At 46.7% G+C, this 16801-nt stretch carries 17 protein-coding genes; 3 read left to right on the forward strand and 14 right to left on the reverse strand.

Annotated elements, in window-relative coordinates; genetic code table 11:
* Nucleotides 1–7 precede the first annotated feature (7 nt).
* A complete protein-coding gene (gene mgtE, locus IEV16_RS10610) occupies nt 8–1363 on the forward strand; it encodes a magnesium transporter (protein ID WP_188365685.1) in 1356 nt (451 codons plus the stop codon).
* Between the two features lie 2 nt (nt 1364–1365).
* On the opposite strand, the gene IEV16_RS10615 is transcribed toward mgtE, so the two are convergent.
* From IEV16_RS10615 to IEV16_RS10665, 11 genes are all read right to left on the reverse strand, one after another.
* Nucleotides 1366–2619, reverse strand: coding sequence for an arginine deiminase (locus IEV16_RS10615; protein ID WP_188365686.1), 1254 nt, complete (start codon nt 2617–2619; stop codon nt 1366–1368).
* 5 nt (nt 2620–2624) lie between these two features.
* Nucleotides 2625–3677, reverse strand: coding sequence for a 2Fe-2S iron-sulfur cluster-binding protein (locus IEV16_RS10620; RefSeq protein ID WP_188365687.1), 1053 nt, complete (start codon nt 3675–3677; stop codon nt 2625–2627).
* Nucleotides 3670–4146: a 1,2-phenylacetyl-CoA epoxidase subunit PaaD gene (paaD, locus tag IEV16_RS10625; protein WP_188365722.1), complete on the reverse strand. Its 477-nt coding sequence runs from the start codon at nt 4144–4146 to the stop codon at nt 3670–3672. Before paaD ends, IEV16_RS10620 begins: the two co-directional genes overlap by 8 nt.
* Nucleotides 4146–4898 (reverse strand): 1,2-phenylacetyl-CoA epoxidase subunit PaaC, encoded by a 753-nt coding sequence (paaC, locus tag IEV16_RS10630; RefSeq protein ID WP_188365688.1) that lies wholly within the window; start codon nt 4896–4898, stop codon nt 4146–4148. The genes paaD and paaC overlap by 1 nt, the downstream gene beginning before the upstream one ends.
* 15 nt (nt 4899–4913) lie before the next feature.
* Nucleotides 4914–5186 carry a 1,2-phenylacetyl-CoA epoxidase subunit PaaB gene (gene paaB, locus IEV16_RS10635; protein WP_188365689.1) on the reverse strand — a complete coding sequence of 91 codons (273 nt, stop codon included), beginning with the start codon at nt 5184–5186 and terminating at the stop codon, nt 4914–4916.
* Nucleotides 5183–6151 (reverse strand): 1,2-phenylacetyl-CoA epoxidase subunit PaaA, encoded by a 969-nt coding sequence (gene paaA / locus IEV16_RS10640; protein ID WP_188365690.1) that lies wholly within the window; start codon nt 6149–6151, stop codon nt 5183–5185. The genes paaB and paaA overlap by 4 nt, the downstream gene beginning before the upstream one ends.
* A 55-nt stretch (nt 6152–6206) precedes the next feature.
* Entirely contained in the window at nt 6207–7418 is a 1212-nt protein-coding gene (pcaF, locus tag IEV16_RS10645) for a 3-oxoadipyl-CoA thiolase (RefSeq protein ID WP_188365691.1), read from the reverse strand.
* The gene (locus IEV16_RS10650; RefSeq protein ID WP_188365692.1) at nt 7415–8881 is read right to left on the reverse strand and encodes a 3-hydroxyacyl-CoA dehydrogenase; all 1467 of its coding nucleotides are present in this window, start codon (nt 8879–8881) and stop codon (nt 7415–7417) included. Before IEV16_RS10650 ends, pcaF begins: the two co-directional genes overlap by 4 nt.
* Before the next feature lie 2 nt (nt 8882–8883).
* Entirely contained in the window at nt 8884–9687 is an 804-nt protein-coding gene (locus IEV16_RS10655; protein WP_188365693.1) for an enoyl-CoA hydratase-related protein, read from the reverse strand.
* A 96-nt stretch (nt 9688–9783) separates the two neighbouring features.
* Nucleotides 9784–10584, reverse strand: coding sequence for an FHA domain-containing protein (locus tag IEV16_RS10660; protein WP_188365694.1), 801 nt, complete (start codon nt 10582–10584; stop codon nt 9784–9786).
* 187 nt (nt 10585–10771) lie between these two features.
* Nucleotides 10772–11500 (reverse strand): crotonase/enoyl-CoA hydratase family protein, encoded by a 729-nt coding sequence (locus tag IEV16_RS10665; RefSeq protein ID WP_188365695.1) that lies wholly within the window; start codon nt 11498–11500, stop codon nt 10772–10774.
* A gap of 186 nt (nt 11501–11686) precedes the next feature.
* On the opposite strand from IEV16_RS10665, the gene IEV16_RS10670 reads away from it, so the two are divergent.
* Nucleotides 11687–12622 carry a transposase gene (locus IEV16_RS10670; RefSeq protein WP_188365696.1) on the forward strand — a complete coding sequence of 312 codons (936 nt, stop codon included), beginning with the start codon at nt 11687–11689 and terminating at the stop codon, nt 12620–12622.
* Nucleotides 12623–13421: 799 nt separating this feature from the next.
* Here the strand turns inward: IEV16_RS10670 and serS are convergent.
* The 3 genes from serS to rnhA all read right to left on the reverse strand — a co-directional run bounded on the left by serS (nt 13422) and on the right by rnhA (nt 15930).
* Nucleotides 13422–14699 (reverse strand): serine--tRNA ligase, encoded by a 1278-nt coding sequence (gene serS / locus IEV16_RS10675; protein ID WP_188365697.1) that lies wholly within the window; start codon nt 14697–14699, stop codon nt 13422–13424.
* A 98-nt stretch (nt 14700–14797) separates the two neighbouring features.
* Nucleotides 14798–15472, reverse strand: a complete 675-nt coding sequence (dnaQ, locus tag IEV16_RS10680) for a DNA polymerase III subunit epsilon (protein WP_188365698.1) — start codon at nt 15470–15472, stop codon at nt 14798–14800.
* The gene (gene rnhA / locus IEV16_RS10685; RefSeq protein WP_229728327.1) at nt 15469–15930 is read right to left on the reverse strand and encodes a ribonuclease HI; all 462 of its coding nucleotides are present in this window, start codon (nt 15928–15930) and stop codon (nt 15469–15471) included. Before rnhA ends, dnaQ begins: the two co-directional genes overlap by 4 nt.
* 78 nt (nt 15931–16008) lie before the next feature.
* Between rnhA and gloB the strand changes: the two genes are divergently transcribed.
* Nucleotides 16009–16776 carry a hydroxyacylglutathione hydrolase gene (gene gloB / locus IEV16_RS10690; protein ID WP_188365700.1) on the forward strand — a complete coding sequence of 256 codons (768 nt, stop codon included), beginning with the start codon at nt 16009–16011 and terminating at the stop codon, nt 16774–16776.
* Nucleotides 16777–16801 lie beyond the last annotated feature (25 nt).

Below are 16801 nucleotides of genomic sequence, written 5' to 3' on the forward strand. Positions count from 1 at the left end.
GATTATTATGCAAACCAATTCAATCGATGCATTAAATCAACAAATCAAAGAACGCTTAAAGTCAGGTCAATTTTTTGCGATCAGACGCAAGGCCGACAATTGGCCTGCTCCTGATATTGCCGTCTTAATTGAAACACTGGATGATGAACAAGCGGTGGTGCTATTTAGGCTATTAAGACGCGCCAAAGCCGCCCATGTATTTGAACTGTTGTCACTTAAACAACAACAAGCTTTAATTCAAGCCCTGGCCGGAAAGCGCAAACGACTGGCAGATTTACTTAATCGCTTGTCACCGGATGATCGAACCGCATTTTTTGGTGAATTACCGGGTGAGATTACCCAGAAATTACTCAACATGCTCAATGAAAAAGAGCAAAATGCTGCGGTGCATTTATTGGGCTACCCGCAAGAAAGTATCGGTCGTTTAATGACCACGAATTATGTGGCGGTTAAAAATCATTGGACGGTCGATCAGTCACTCAAACATATTCGCAAACATGGAATCGACTCTGAAACCATTAATGTCATTTATGTGGTTAATGAAGACTTTAAATTAATTGACGATTTGCGCATCAGAGATCTTATTCTGGCTGAACCACAGACTAAAATCCAAGAACTGATGGACAATCGCTTTGTGTCCTTACATGCCGATGCCGATCAAGAAACCGCCATCCAAACCTTCAAAAAATATGATCGTATTGCACTGCCCGTGACCGACAGTAAGGGCATATTGATCGGTATTGTGACCGTGGATGATGTGCTGGATGTGGCTGAAGATGAAGCCACCGAAGATTTTCATAAATTTGGTTCATTACAAGACCGTGTGCTTGAACCCTTACAAGCCAGCGTTGGTTTTTTGTATCGAAAACGTATCGCTTGGCTGTTGGCTTTAGTGGCGGTCAATATTATTTCAGGTGCAGCCATTGCCAGCTTTGAAGACACCATTCAGACGATGGTGGCTTTGGTGTTCTTTCTGCCCTTATTGATTGATTCAGGCGGTAATGCCGGCAGTCAATCAGCCACCATTATGGTGCGCGCGCTGGCCACCGGAGAGGCTTATATGAAAGACTGGTTTAAGTTACTGATAAAAGAATGTCAGGTGGCCATCCTCTTGGGTGTGACAATGGCCGCAGGGGTGGCCATAATCGCCGGGTTCAGAGCACCCGATATCATTCCGGTGGTGGCCATGACCATGGTCTGTATCGTTATCGTTGGCAGCGTGGTGGGCTTGTCCCTGCCCTTTTTATTCACCCGTTTAGGCATGGATCCGGCTGCGGCCAGTACCCCGTTGATTACCTCCATCGCCGATATCTCCGGGGTGCTGATTTATTTTTCTCTGGCTAATTGGTATTTGGGCTTATGAGCTCACCAGTTAACAGCGTCACGGTGTACCGGTAACGTCATACAACGACAACCACCGCCACCGCGGGATAATTCTGAGCCATCCATCGCCACCGCCGCTTTACCATTGGGCAAGGTCTTCTTATCATGAATAATATCCAACGCATCGATGATTTCAAAACCGGCCTGATTTAGTGCTTCCATGGTGGCTTTATTATGTTGATAACCGATGACATGACCCGGTGCAAAAGTGAAAAAGTTGGCACCGCTGGTCCATTGTTCACGTTCCTGAGTAAAGGCATCCTCGCCGCCACAATTCACAAAATTAAGTTCCATTCCGAAATTTCGCAAGGCTTTGGGCAATCCTGAATATTCTTTGATATGCTTTATTTCACCGCGCTCACAGTGCATATGAAAGGCCCGGCATTTGTTAGGACCGGTGATCAGTGGCGCAAAATTCATGACTGTGTCCACATCCAGCATGGTGAAAATCATGTCCAAATGAATGGTGGCCCGAATTTTAGGTAATTCCACCACCACGATGTCTAACTGTTCTTTATTTTTAGAAAGGCGTTCTGCCAATCGATCAATACCGTTGGCTGAGGTGCGTTCAGAAAAACCAATCACCAGCAAATCATCCCGAATCACCAGTAAGTCGCCGCCTTCGATGGTGACGTCATTATTATCTTTGCGGGTGCCGTCAAAATGAAATCCCTGACTGTCTAATTTCGGGTGTTCATCAAAAATATGCTTCAACAAAATCGCTTCCGTTAAACGCACTTTATGCGCCATCGAACCAATGATGGCTTTATCATATACACACATCACCGCGTCTCGGGTGAAAAATGCATTTGGCAGTGGCGGAATGGCATGCCGCGACGGGCTGAGGAATTTCTCCAGATTGTTTTTCACCATTAGAGTGCCCTGGAACAGTTGTGCGGCCAGTGGTTTAGCTTCCAACACCATTAAATCATCCACCAGAGACTGTTGTTGATGCAATTGACACACCGCCTCGAGTAAATCCAACTTAGTGCGTTCATCGGTTAAGATATCTGCCAGTAGATTTTCAAACTCAAGCACATTCGGACAAACTTTTTTCAAGACGCCGGATAACTGGGCGTGCTCCTTTAAGGCCAAATCCAAGGAAATAATGTCATCAAATAACACCTCGTGGGCTGTTTCCGGGGTCATATTCTCCATTTCAGGGCCTGGTTCATGAATAATGACCGTATTTAAACGGCCAATCTCTGAATGATTGGATATCGGTGTGGTTTTCATACAATTTACTCGTCAAATGAGATGTGAATTTTTTTTGATCGGGGTAAAGACTGACAACTCAGGATATAACCGGCTTTGGTTTCCCATTCTTCCAAAGAATAGTTGTTTATCATATCCACTTCGCCGTCCAGTAAACGGCAACGACAGGTGGCACAAACGCCGGCACGGCATGAATATGGTAATACAATGCCCGCATCTTCAGCCGATTCCAATAAGGTTTTTTCACTGCCGGCTTTCAGGTTAAACTGGTGTTCGATACCATCCATGGTGACCTTAACATCGGCATCTTTCCGGGCCGGATTCCGGTCTGTTTTGATGGCCTGACCTTCACTTAAGAAGCGCTCATTATGGATGCGGCTTTTCTCAATGCCCAGAGATTCCAGACAGGCACACAAGTCATCAATCATTAATCCCGGACCGCACACATAATAACCGCTGACATCAATGGGTTTTAAAATTTGTCGATAAATGTCCTTCACTTTTTGGTTATCAAATCGACCTTGATTAAAGGCCACATCGACCTGCTGCTGGGTTAAAAAATAATGCACGCTAAATCGCTGACCATAACGGTCTTTTAATGCCGCAATCTGATCCTGTAACAGCACATCCCCGGCGGTTTTATTGCCATAAAACAGAATAAATTCAGCGCTTTCGGTTTGTTCCAACGCGGCATAAACCATGCCCATAATCGGCGTAATACCGGCACCGGCGGCAAAACCGACATAACGTTGGCCCTCTTCGGGCTTGAGGATAAAGCGTCCGGTGGGTGGTAGTACAGATATTTCAGTGCCGGCTTTTTGTTGCTGTGCCCAGCTTGAAAACTGTCCGCCGTGAATATGTTTAATCAGCACCGAGACACGATTGGGATGTTGTGTAGATGAACAAATTGAATAGCTGCGCCGAATCTGTTCATCACCAATGGTTTGGTTAAAGGTGAGATGCTGACCAGGCTGATGGCGGTACTCAGATTGCCATTCGGCGGGAATATCAAAATGCCAAATGACGGCATTGGGTTGTTGGCTGACGGCCGCAATCGGCAAGGTATGAAATTCAGACATGGCATTTAAAATAATCAAAGGGTTCAAGACAATCTTCACAGCGGTACAAGGCTTTACAGGCAGTTGATCCGAATTGACTGATGCAGATGGTGTGGCTGGAGCCACATTGAGGACAAGCGATTGGCTGTCCTTTTTTGTCTTGTGGAGGCGCAATACCATAATCATGCAATTGCTGACGACCGCGTTCACTGATACGATCGGTCGTCCAGGGGGGGCTGTTTTTAAGCTGGACCCGAACCTGTTCAAGGCCGTGCTGCTTCAAAACATCAACAATGTCTTGTCGCAGTGTATCCATAGCCGGACAACCTGAATAAGTGGGTAAAATAAACACCACCACCTCGTCTCCGCCAACCTTAACATCATATAAAATTCCCAAATCACGTATTGATATCACCGGAATTTCAGGGTCTTTTACCGCGTCAAGCCATTGCCTGACCAGATTTTCCGTGATTGATTCAGCGATTACCATCACCACTCACAACCTGGATAGGCCCGTTGCAAGAATTGCATATCGTCCAGCATATACCCCAAATGTTCAGAATGCTCACCGCGTAAACCACCGGTGGCCACCCAGCCACTTTTGGGCACCTGTAACTGACATTCATTGAGCAATTCATCCACCTGTCCTTGCCAGTGTTCTTTTAACACCGATAAATCGGGCATAATGGATTCAGCAATCAGTTGATTCAGATCGTCGTCTGTTTCAAACAGTTCCGGTGTATAAAAATATAAATCATCCAGTGCCGCCTGAATTTTTTGTTTGGCCTCATCAGTACTTAACGACAAACGCAGACACCAGTCGCGACTGCGGGTTATGTGATAACGTGTTTCTTTCAGCGCCTTGGTGGCGATTTCGGCCAGTGGCTCATATTGACTGTCCTTAAGTGCCGCGTAAAGCAACACATTAAACTGATCAAGAAAGTATTGCTTTAACGTGGTGTAGGCAAAATCACCGCGTGGCAATTCTGTCAGTAATGGGTTTTTAAAGGCATCCACATCACGCAAAAATGCCAAATCATCCGCGCTGACATCACGGTCAGAAATTTCCGCCGCTTGTTCATACAATAATTTGGCATGACCCAATAAATCCAGAGCCACATTGGTCAGGGCAATGTCTTCTTCCAGAAACGGCCCATGACCACACCATTCAGCAAGTCGCTGGGATTGTGTTAAGGCGGTGTCAGCCAGGCGCAACAAATAATGTTCAAGTGCTTTGTTCATGACATATTATCCACTTCACATATTATCCACTTCTTTGTCCAACGGATAAAACGTTGGATGACGATAAATTTTATCCGCTGCCGGGTCAAACCAGGGCTCTGATTGTTCCGGATTTGAGGCAGTGATGTGGGCAGCTTCCACCACCCAAATACTGACCCCTTCTTCTCTACGGGTGTACACATCCCGGGCATTTTGCAAGGCCATCCGTGCATCGGCGGCATGCAAAGAACCCACATGGCGGTGATTTAATCCTGATTTTGGGCGGATAAATATTTCATAGAGCTTCATGCGGCATCTCGTTGATTTTGTTGATAAACTTCAGCGGCTTTTCGCACCCATTCGCCCTCATCATGGGCTTTTTGACGGGCCCGCAAGCGTTCTTTATTACACGGTCCATTGCCTTTAATGACATTGATAAACTCATCCCAGTCAATCTCACCAAAGTCATAATGACCCCGTTCTTCATTCCATTTCAGATCTTCATCGGGAATGGTCAGCCCCAAGTGCTCGGCCTGTGGCACGGTCACATCAACAAATTTTTGCCTTAAATCGTCATTGCTGAAGCGTTTTATTTTCCATTGCATCGACTGTACCGAATGTTTGGAATCTTTGTCACTGGGTCCGAACATCATCAGGGCCGGCCACCAAAATCGGTTTAAGGCATCCTGCGCCATTTTTTTCTGCGCATTACTGCCCCGGGCCAGTGTGGTCATGATGTCATATCCCTGTCGCTGATGAAAACTTTCTTCTTTACAAATCCGGATCATGGAACGCGCATAAGGGCCATATGAAGCGCGACAGAGCGGTACCTGGTTCATAATCGCCGCACCATCCACCAGCCAGCCAATGGCACCCATGTCCGCCCAGCTGGGTGTCGGGTAATTGAAAATACTCGAGTATTTGGCTTCACCGCTGAGTAACTGACGGGTCATTTCTTCACGGGTGATACCCAAAGTTTCGGTGGCTGAATAAATATACAACCCATGGCCGGCTTCATCCTGAACTTTGGCCAGTAAAATCATTTTTCGTTTTAAGGTCGGCGCCCGGGTGATCCAGTTACCTTCAGGCAGTTGCCCGACAATTTCCGAATGGGCATGTTGCGACATCTGGCGGATTAATGTTTTGCGGTAGGCTTCGGGCATCCAATCCCGGGGCTCAATTTTTTCTTCATTATCAATGCGTTTTTGAAAGGCTTTTAACAAGCCCTCCGGTTCCGGGCCGCCTTTGGCATCTTGTAAACCTTGTGAATACATAAAAAATAACCCTAATTAATGAGGTGATATATTTTAACAGAACGGCGGTCTATTTTCAGTCAATCACACGTTCAAGCAGCATAGCCATACCTTGTCCGACACCAATGCATAAGGTCACCAGCGCATATCGGCCATTGACCAGTTGTAACTGGCGAGCTGCGGTCAGCGCCAGACGCGCACCACTCATACCCAGAGGGTGTCCCAGTGCTATGGCACCACCGTTGGGGTTCACCCGCGAGTCGTCATCGGCCACACCCAAAGCCCTTAAAACCGCCAAAGACTGCGCCGCAAAGGCTTCATTGAGTTCAATCACATCCATGTCATTGATGCTCAAGCCGTGGGCCTTGAGCAATTGTTCAGTGGCCGGGACCGGGCCCATACCCATCACCCGCGGCTCCACCCCGGCCACCCGGGCACCACAGATTTTCACCATCGGTTTTAAACCATACTGTTCTACTGCCTGTTGTGATGCAATCAGCAGGGCTGCCGCACCATCATTGACGCCGGAAGCGTTACCGGCGGTGACACAGCCATTGTCCCGGAACGGTGTGCGTAATTGGGCCAGTTTTTCTAACCGGGTGTCACTTCTGGGGTGTTCATCCTGCGCAACAATTTTATCATCACCTTTGCGCTGCGGGATACGCACCGGCACGATTTCATCATTGAAATAGCCGTTTTGTTGCGCCCGGTGGGTTTTTTGTTGACTGTTATAAGCAAACACATCCTGGTCTTGCCGGCTGATGTTATGTGCTTTGGCCACATTTTCAGCGGTTTCAGGCATTGAATCGGTGCCGTACTGTTGCTGTAATTTCGGGTTGATAAACCGCCAGCCAATGGTGGTGTCATAGATTTCAGGTTGTCGTGAAAAAGCCTGCTCGGGTTTGGCCATGACCCACGGTGCCCGTGACATAGACTCAACACCACCGGCAATAATAACTTCGGCATCGCCACAGGCGATGGTACGCGCCGCCATCGCAACCGCATCCAATCCCGAAGCACAGAGTCGATTAACAGTCACACCCGGTACGTTGGTCGGTAAACCGGCCAAAAGTGCCGACATCTTGGCCACATTACGGTTATCTTCACCGGCCTGGTTGGCACAACCTGCGATGACATCATCAATCTGATCATTAGGTAAGTCTGGATTTTTGTCTAAAACTGTTTTGATCACGTACGCCAACATGTCATCGGGTCGCACCGATGCTAAAGCGCCGCCAAATCGTCCAATCGGCGTGCGAATGCCATCGCATAAATAAACGGGTGTCATAATTGTCTCCGGATGTACGGTGACAACCGATAACGGTCGTCACCAAACCATTGATACAGTTCGGTCAGCACCGATGCCGGATTTTGCCAACCGATTTGGCCGGCATAATCAATCAGTCCTTGTGGGTAGTTGGTGCCATATCGCATGGCCAGATCCACATCCTGCGCTGAGGCCACACCATTAAAAACCGCATCGGCGGCTTCGTTAATTAACATCGACATCACCCGGGCGTTGATCATACCGGGTGAATCTTCGGTCACCAACACCTGTTTTCCAATGTGCTGGAATAAAGCCATGATGTGATTTTTATCATTGTCACTCACGTCGGTGCTAAAACACAGATTCACCGCTTCTGCGTGGCTGTAATCAAATGACCAATCCACCAGGCACACGGGTTTTTTAAGTTGCTGCGCTAAGGATTCAGCCCGGTGACCAACGGTCTGAAACAACACCGTCTCACCCACTTGATTCAACGAACCGCTTGTCACCGCACAGACCGTTTTGAATGGGCTCAGTAATTGCTCAAAAGGATGTTCTGACGGGTTGAGCTGAATTTGATTCGGCAGCTGTTTCTGAGATGATAAAAAAGGTGAGGCTTGCTCGCTATCCTTTTGATGATATGAATAAAACCCCCGCCCTGACTTACGCCCAAGCAGACCGGCTGCCACCATTTCAGATTGTAGTAAAGACGGCCGGTAGCGCGGGTCATTAAACATCGCTTTGTAAACGGTCTGACTGACCTGATAATTCACATCAATGCCGATCAGATCCATCAGACTAAAAGGCCCCATACGAAAACCGGCGGCTTCTTTCAAAGCGGCATCAAGGTGATGTACATCTGCCAGTTGTTCTTGTTTAATTTTTAAGGCTTCCCCATAAAAAGGCCGGGCCACCCGGTTAACGATAAAGCCCGGTGTGGATTGGGCCCGGACCGGAATTTTACCCCATTCGCGCATCCACTCAGTGGCTTGCTTGAGCACCGCCTGATCTGTTTTTAAGCCGGCCACCACCTCCACCAGTTTCATAACCGGTGCCGGATTAAAAAAATGCAAGCCCAACACCCGTTCAGGGTGCGTTAAAACAGCGGCAATTGCCGTGATAGAGATTGAAGAGGTGTTAGAAGCCAGCAGTGTATTTTTATCACATATTTGTTCCAGTTGTTTAAACAGATCTTGTTTAACCGACAGGCTTTCCACCACCGCTTCAATCACCAGCTCAGAACCTTTTAATTCAGCCAAATCATTTACCGAAGTGATGTGGCCCAACACCGCTTGTTTATCGGCGTCATCAATTTTGCCTTTTTCAATGCGTTTATCCAGCCGCAATGACAAGCCGTCGATGGCCGCTTTGACAGCATTTGAATCAATGTCATACAATTTCACCCGGCAACCATGGGCCGCCGCCACTTCTGCAATACCGATGCCCATGGTGCCGGCACCCAAAACAGCCAGGTTAAAACGCATGATCAATGACCCTTAAATTGTGGTTTTCTTTTCTCATTAAAAGCAGCCACCCCCTCTCGAAAGTCATGACTCAAACCACACAAACGCTGGGCATTACGCTCCCGTTCAAGATGCGCATCAAAATCATTCTGATAAGATTCATCCAGCAAATTTTTAATCTGACTTAATGCTTTGGTCGGTCGTTTTGCCAGTTCCTGCACACGCGCTTCCACCCACTCATCAAATACCTCATCGCGAACCGATGCATAAATCATGCCCCAGCTTTCAGCCTGCTCAGCATCCACAGGCATTGCCAGCATGGTGATGGCTTTGGCACGCGCCAATCCCACCAGTTTAGGTAAAGCCCAGGTACCGTTACAATCGGGTATAAGTCCGATGGATGAAAAAGACTGAATAAACCGCGCCGACTGCTTGGCCACCACAATATCACAGTTCAAAGCCAGGTTCGCACCGGCACCGGCTGCCACCCCATTGACCGCACAGACTACCGGCACTTTGATGCGTTTGAGCAACCGGATGCTGCGGTTAAACCCCTGATCAAGGGTGTCGCCTAAATCAAGTTTTTTATCCCCATGGGTTTGACGTTCCGCCAAATCCTGACCGGCACAAAAACCACGCCCGTGACCACTCAGTAACACACAACGCAAGTCATCCTTATGGGCCAGTTCAGCCAAAACGGTTTGCAGTTCTTCATGCATTTGTGCATTAAATGCATTGAGTTTATCGGGGCGATTCAAATAAATTCGGGCCACCGCTCCGTCCACAGACAACGCAATGGTCTCAAAATTTTCTAAGGTATCTGTCATAAGTTTGTCACTGCCTTGACTTGCTCACAGAAACGACCAAGTCATCGGCAAAATAGATTGAAACAAAAAAAGGGCCCTCATCGGTAACCCTGAGAATTATTTTAACAGGCCATCCAGGTAACCGAAATACCAGGCTGCCGCAACAGCACCGCCCAAAATCACGATGGTTACCAGCCATTTAACGGCACCACTTCCCGAATTGTCTTGTTCTACCGCAGTCGCTTTGGGTTTGGGTTTGGATTTTCCGCCACCCTGATCTAAAGTGGGATCACCCATACCCGGGGTCTGTACCAGGAAACGGATGTTATCGATACGAATTTCATCACCCACCTGTAACTCTCGCGTCTTAATTTTTTCGCCGTTAACAAAAGTACCATTGGAAGAATCTAAATCCTTGATCACCAGACCGGTGGCATCGGCATCAATTTGCATATGTCGCCGTGACACACCTTCGGCATTGACACAAATATGACAGTCAGAATGACGGCCGATGGTGGTGGTACCGCGCAGCGGATAGGTTTTCCCAAAATAAGCCCCCGACACCCCGCGTAAAATAAACTGCGGTAAGGCCATGCGAATGCGGGTTTTACCGTCATCTGCATGAGACGCTTTTTCCACAGAATCCATAAGCTTCATATGCACCTGAGAAGCAATCAATAAGTCACCGGCCCGCACTTCCTTTTCATCCTTGACCAACTTACCGTTGATGGAGACCAAACTGGCTTCTCCGGGAATGGACACGGAATAATCCGACCCCTTAACCGTAATGGTTAAATGAATATTAGCCAGGCCCTTGTCTTCAATGGTAATATCAGCGGCATTATCACCACCAATGGTGTATTGTCCGTTTTCCAACATAACGTCGGGGTGTTCGCCGTGCGGAAAGTGCAGTTTCATAATCATTTACCGTATAAGTCGATATTTATTATATGCAAACACCGGGCATCAAGCAACAAAACAAAGCATAGAGCTTCAATAAAAGCACACTGCTTCACATCTGTGCAACCGGGTCCAACAAACCGCCTTAGTCACTTCTGTTATTATTTAACGCTTTTGGCTGCATTCATTAAAATCCCTGGCTTGACTACTTTTTAGTTTTCACCAACAGACGCCGTAAACCCATCAACACAAAGCCGCGTCGGTCTGCCTTAATGGCACGTTTGAGCCGGCGCAAAAGTGATTTTCTCATGCGTAATTTACTGTCACTGTGCGCTGCTTGATTCAGTGCAAGGTATTCCTTCGCCAAACGCTCAGCGCTTGGTAACAATTTATCGGTCGCCACAACCGCATCCAAAAACCCGGCCTCAACCGCCTGTTCTGCATTAAACACCTCAGACAGCAGCATGGCACGCTGAACATGGGAAGGGTTCAAGCGATAGCGACATAAGACCAGCGCACAATGGGGCATGGTCAGACCGTTCTTCACTTCATTGGCCACAATTTTATACTCACCGGCCACACCTAAACGATAATCACCTGCCAACAAGATAAACGCACCCAAAGCCACGGCATGCCCATTACAAGCCACCACCACCGGGTGCGGATAAGCCATCAACCGATGGATCAACCAAAAGCCACCCATCAACATCTTAAACGCCGGCCCCACCCCGCTGCGCAATACATTCAAATCAAACCCGGCACAAAACACCTCAGCCCGCCCGGTCAAAATAACCGCGCACTGTTCAGCCTCAGCCGCAGCCAGGGCCTGCTTAAGCTGATCCAGAAAATCCGGCGAAGCCACATTGGCATGACCATCATCCATGGTAATGGTCGCGATACCCTGATGTATCACATAGGTGACAAGTTGAGACATAGTAAAACTTCAGATTTAAGTGGATTTATTGTATCCCAAACCCGACACGCTGTCATTTACCCAAAAACACAGCAATAATCGAGGACAGTCACCTCATTATAGTCATTTTCGTACACGCCATCAGAATATTGCTACAGATTTTTGAGTTTTAACGCCGCAAAATGGTGTTTTTACTTGGAGAATTGTATGACCGTAGCAAGAAGCCAGCAAATTTGTGTTGAAGATACGCCCTATTATCATATCGTTTCTAGATGTGTCCGTAGAGCCTTTTTATGTGGTGAAGATGCCTTAACCGGGAGGTCCTTTGAGCACCGCCGACAATGGCTTATTGACCGCATCAAAAAGGTTACATCAATATTCGCCATCGATGTCTGTTCTTATGTGATTATGAATAATCATTTTCACTTGGTTTTAAAAATTGGGGCTAATGATAATTGGACGGATAAACAGGTGCTTATCACATGGCAATCTTTATACTCTTTACCCGTGATGTGTCAGCGCTATTTACGAGGTGACGAACTGGATGGTTCATCAATGCGTCTGGTTCAAAAGTGTGCTACTGAATACCGGCAACGTTTGTGTTCAATATCATGGTATATGAAAGCAATTAATGAACACATTGCACGAAAAGCTAACGAAGAAGATCAATGCACTGGTCATTTCTGGGAAAGTAGGTTCAAAAGTCAAGCATTGTTAGACGAGCGAGCTCTTTTGACCTGTATGGCATATGTGGATTTAAATCCAATTAGAGCCTGTATGGCGAAGTCTTTGGGTGATTCTGAATTTACCTCTATTAAAGAACGGATTGAAGCTCAATCGACTGATCTCTTGCCTTTCGGAAAGGAAGATAATGACCTTCCCTATTACCTCTCAAGCTATATAGATTTAGTTGACCAAACTGGGCGTGTAATACGAGAGGATAAGTCAGGTTATATCTCTCAAAAATTAGGCTCTGCGCTGACCGAATTAGAACTCAATCCGGATACATGGATTGATGAATTAAAGGGCTTTAAATCAGTGGGCTACTCTGCCGTTGGAACAGTTAATCAGTTGAAAGAATACTCGTCCAGAACCAAGCGCAAATGGTCAGTTGGAATTCGACTAAAACCTGCTTTGGAATAGACTGAATTCTACATCTTGTTTACATCACTTCACGTTCGTGAAGCCATGCCGCTCGGCTTGAATCAGAGAAAACCATCTAATAATATTTTTTCAAGGCATTCCAAACCTTAATCAAACTAAACACCCCAAAAACACCCAGTTTCAGGTATTATTTTGCGTCAAAATTTAGCATCATGGCTCGTTTTACGACCTTCAACTGATGACTGTCCATTTTTATCGCATTTTTATCGGATGACTGTCCATGTTTATCATCGGATGACTGTCCATGTTTATCATGACTGTCCATGTTTATCATAGCTTATAAACTTACACCCTATCGTGATGCCTGTCCCCGATTAGTTTTCATATGATGACTGTCCATGATTATTGTTAGAGAAAACCACCTAATAATATTTTTTCAAGGCATTCCAAACCTTAATCAAACTAAACACCCCAAAAACACCCAGTTTCAGGTATTATTTTGCGTCAAAATTTAGCATCATGGCTCGTTTTACGACCTTCATATGATGACTGTCCATGATTATTGTTCATGATTATTTATTCCGTTTCTCGGTTTACCAAAAAATCGCCAGCCTTGAAAGGGGGAGTCTCATGGAGGAGACGAATAAAAGCATCATAACTCAGCGTTTTGACCTTTTCACCGTATTCTTTGGTTATTAAGGTCGTCAAACCCAATCAATCCTGACATTTAAATTGCAGACAACTTTTTTTCTTTGTAACACTATATGATTTCATTCGCCCGCCTTAATTAGCTCGGCAGGTCGTGCCACTCAGGACTCAATTGTCTGCTGCGTGTGTGTTATTCAGCCCGGTTAATCACTTGTTCACCACCCATATAGGGTTGTAAAACTTCGGGTACGCGGATGCTGCCGTTTTGGTTTTGATAATTTTCCATCACGGCTAATAATGTTCGCCCAACGGCCAAACCCGAACCATTTAAAGTATGTACCAGTTGTGGTTTCTTTTGCTCAGGTGTTCGGAAGCGGGCTTGCATGCGGCGTGCCTGGAAGTCTTCGCAATTGGAGCAGGAGGAAATTTCGCGGTAGGTGTTTTGGGCCGGTACCCAGACTTCGATGTCGTAGGTTTTGGCAGCGGAAAAACCCATGTCGCCGGTGCACAGAATAATGACACGGTAGGGTAATTTTAGGGCTTTGAGGATATTTTCGGCGTGGTTTGTCATGTCTTCCAGCGCCTGGTTGGATTCTTCGGGATGGACGATTTGTACCATTTCCACTTTATCAAACTGATGTTGGCGAATCATGCCTTTGGTGTCTTTACCGTAACTGCCGGCTTCGCGTCTGAAGCACGGGGTGTGGGCGGTCATTTTAATCGGTAAGGCATCACTGTCCAAAATGTGGTTGGCCACTAAATTGGTGAGCGGCACTTCAGCGGTGGGAATCAGGAAGCGGCCATCTTCGGTGATAAAGGCATCGTCAGCAAATTTGGGCAACTGACCACTGCCGAGCATGGCCTGGTCATTAACCAGATAAGGCACATAAAATTCATCATAACCATGTTCGTTAATGTGGGTGTCCAGCATAAACTGGGTTAGCGCCCGCTGCAGTCGAGCCAGGTCCCGGGATAATACGGTAAAGCGGGAACCGGATAAGGTGGCGGCGGCTTCGGCGTCCATAAATCCACTGACGGCCCCTAAGTCCACATGGTCTTTGACTGCAAAATCAAAAGTCGGTGGCGTGCCCCAGGTGCGGATTTCAACATTATCCGCTTCATCCTGTCCCACCGGCACATCTTCCTGCGCCAGATTTGGCAGATACAGGGTTACCTGTTCCATTTCGGCGAAAATGTCCTGCAAGGCGGCTTTTGACTGATCTAATTGGTCACCCAGACCGGCAACCTGATCGAGTAAGGGCTGCATGTCCTCGCCTTTGGCTTTGGCCTGACCGATGGATTTTGAGATTTGGGTACGTTGACTTTGTAAGGATTCAGTTTCAATCTGCAGGGCTTTGCGGCGGTCTTCTAATGACTGCCAGGCTTGAACGTCTAACTGATAGCCGCGGTCAGCTAATTTTTTGGCCACGCCGGGGAGATTGTCGCGCAGTAATTGTGGGTCTAACATGTGTTTAATCAGGTTAAAATAAACGCTCTATTTTAACCTGAATATTTGATGAAATACACCTGCGAAAAGGCATTCATGAATTCGGGCCGATGGTCAGGTTATTTTTGCATGTGTTTTTGTAACCAGGCTTGGTGCTGTTGCAGTTCTTCGGCACTGGGCTCAACAGTGACCAATGGCGGCAGGTCGGCTAAATTAAATTTGAGTTGCTGCGCGGCATCTTCCTGCTGCATCGATAAATCCAACTTGGTTTGGCCACCTGTCATGGCCAAATAAACTTGCGCCAAAATTTGTGCATCCAACAACGCGCCGTGTAAGGTGCGGTGTGCGTTATTGATGCCATAGCGTTTGCATAAGGCATCCAGGCTATTGCGGGCACCGGGGTATTTTTGTTTGGCAATCACCAGGCTGTCAACCACCTCAGCCACCTGCTCTAATTGTTGTCCGTAACCACACAATTTCAGTTCGTTGTTTAAGAATTTAACGTCGAAAGGGGCATTGTGCATCACCAACACGGCGCCGTGGATAAATGCTATAAAATCATTCACCACTTCATGAAAACAAGGTTTATCCTGCAAAAAATCATTGCTGATACCATGCACTTCCAGAGCGCCCTGATCGACTGCAAATTCAGGGTTGAGGTATTGATGGTACGTATGTCTTGTTAACTGACGGTTTTCCAATACAACCGCACCAATTTCTATGACCCGGTGACCGGCTTCGGGTTTTAGCCCGGTGGTTTCGGTGTCGAGCATAATAAGTCTTTTTTCAGTCATGATTGTGATTTTTGCTGAATTTGCATGGCTTGCTGTCTGGCGGCTTCATCAACCTGTTCATTGAATTCATGGCCCGCATGGGCTTTGACCCAATGCCACTGGATTTGGTGGTTTTGACACAGTGTATCTAATTGTTGCCATAATTCGGCATTTTTTACCGGTTTTTTCTGGCTGTTTCGCCAGCCGTTACGGCGCCAGTTATGAATCCAGCGGGTGGCGCCATCCATAACGTATTTAGAATCAGTGTGGAGCTGAATGTCACAGGCATGACGCAATTTTTTTAGGGCCTGGATGACGGCTGTCAATTCCATGCGGTTATTGGTGGAATTCTCTTCACCACCACTGATTAATTTCTCATGCCCATTGTATTTTAACAGCGCGGCCCAGCCACCGGGTCCCGGGTTTCCAAGGCAGGATCCGTCGGTAAAAATACTGATGTGTTTAAGTGAGGCGCTCAAAACGATTATATCTGTGGCTTGCAAGCAGATGAGATTAGGAGCATTATAAAGGTCGCTGTCAAAAAGTAAAATCATAACATGACGATTCAGATAACACCGCTTGAAGCTTTCAATGATAATTATATTTGGGCAATTCACAACGACCAACACTGTTATGTGGTCGATCCGGGTCAGTCACGCCCTGTGAATGCGTATTTAGAAAATAAACAATTGACACTATCGGGTATTTTAATCACCCATCACCACCATGATCATGTCGGTGGTCTCGTTGAATTACAACATCAGCATAACTGTCCGGCCTGGGGTCCGGATGATGATCGTATTGACGGCGATGTACGGCGACTCAGCGAAGCAGACTGGGTTGATATGGATACTTTGAATCGTCGATTGCAAATTTTATTTATTCCCGGTCATACTTTAAGTCACATTGCTTTTTATAACGATGATTGGCTGTTCTGCGGTGACACCTTATTCTCGCTGGGTTGTGGTCGCATGTTCGAAGGCCATCCGGCCATGTTTGTTGAATCACTGGATAAAATCATGGCTTTACCCGATCATTTAAACGTTTATTGCGGACATGAATACACCCAGTCCAACGGACGTTTTGCACGTGCGGTGGAACCTGACTCCATAGCATTGGCAGATTTTTGTCGCAGGGTTGATATAATCCGAAAAAGTAATCAACCCAGTTTACCGTCTCAACTGGGTACCGAAAAAAAAATCAATCCGTTTTTACGCTGCCACAACCCCATATTTCGGCAACAGCTTGAGTCACAATTAAACAGACCCATTAACAATGCAGTCGATTGTTTTGCGCATTTGCGACAATGGAAAGATGAATTTTAGAAATTCCACAATTTCATGACTAAAT

Origin of the sequence: Marinicella pacifica (genome assembly GCF_014636635.1) — a bacterium.
Taxonomy (GTDB): domain Bacteria; phylum Pseudomonadota; class Gammaproteobacteria; order Xanthomonadales; family Marinicellaceae; genus Marinicella; species Marinicella pacifica.

Bases quoted from the DNA above. Each gene is read 5' to 3' on its own strand.
- paaD (WP_188365722.1), bottom strand. From the start codon at position 4,146: ATGGTAATCGCTGAATCAATCACGGAAAATCTGGTCAGGCAATGGCTT.
- IEV16_RS10655 (WP_188365693.1), bottom strand. From the start codon at position 9,687: ATGACAGATACCTTAGAAAATTTTGAGACCATTGCGTTGTCTGTGGAC.
- IEV16_RS10620 (WP_188365687.1), bottom strand. From the start codon at position 3,677: ATGTCTGAATTTCATACCTTGCCGATTGCGGCCGTCAGCCAACAACCC.
- paaB (WP_188365689.1), bottom strand. From the start codon at position 5,186: ATGAAGCTCTATGAAATATTTATCCGCCCAAAATCAGGATTAAATCAC.
- IEV16_RS10660 (WP_188365694.1), bottom strand. From the start codon at position 10,584: ATGAAACTGCACTTTCCGCACGGCGAACACCCCGACGTTATGTTGGAA.
- gloB (WP_188365700.1), top strand. From the start codon at position 16,009: ATGACGATTCAGATAACACCGCTTGAAGCTTTCAATGATAATTATATT.
- IEV16_RS10670 (WP_188365696.1), top strand. From the start codon at position 11,687: ATGACCGTAGCAAGAAGCCAGCAAATTTGTGTTGAAGATACGCCCTAT.
- serS (WP_188365697.1), bottom strand. From the start codon at position 14,699: ATGTTAGACCCACAATTACTGCGCGACAATCTCCCCGGCGTGGCCAAA.
- mgtE (WP_188365685.1), top strand. From the start codon at position 8: ATGCAAACCAATTCAATCGATGCATTAAATCAACAAATCAAAGAACGC.
- pcaF (WP_188365691.1), bottom strand. From the start codon at position 7,418: ATGACACCCGTTTATTTATGCGATGGCATTCGCACGCCGATTGGACGA.
- paaC (WP_188365688.1), bottom strand. From the start codon at position 4,898: ATGAACAAAGCACTTGAACATTATTTGTTGCGCCTGGCTGACACCGCC.
- IEV16_RS10650 (WP_188365692.1), bottom strand. From the start codon at position 8,881: ATGCGTTTTAACCTGGCTGTTTTGGGTGCCGGCACCATGGGCATCGGT.
- dnaQ (WP_188365698.1), bottom strand. From the start codon at position 15,472: ATGACTGAAAAAAGACTTATTATGCTCGACACCGAAACCACCGGGCTA.
- paaA (WP_188365690.1), bottom strand. From the start codon at position 6,151: ATGTATTCACAAGGTTTACAAGATGCCAAAGGCGGCCCGGAACCGGAG.
- IEV16_RS10615 (WP_188365686.1), bottom strand. From the start codon at position 2,619: ATGAAAACCACACCGATATCCAATCATTCAGAGATTGGCCGTTTAAAT.
- IEV16_RS10665 (WP_188365695.1), bottom strand. From the start codon at position 11,500: ATGTCTCAACTTGTCACCTATGTGATACATCAGGGTATCGCGACCATT.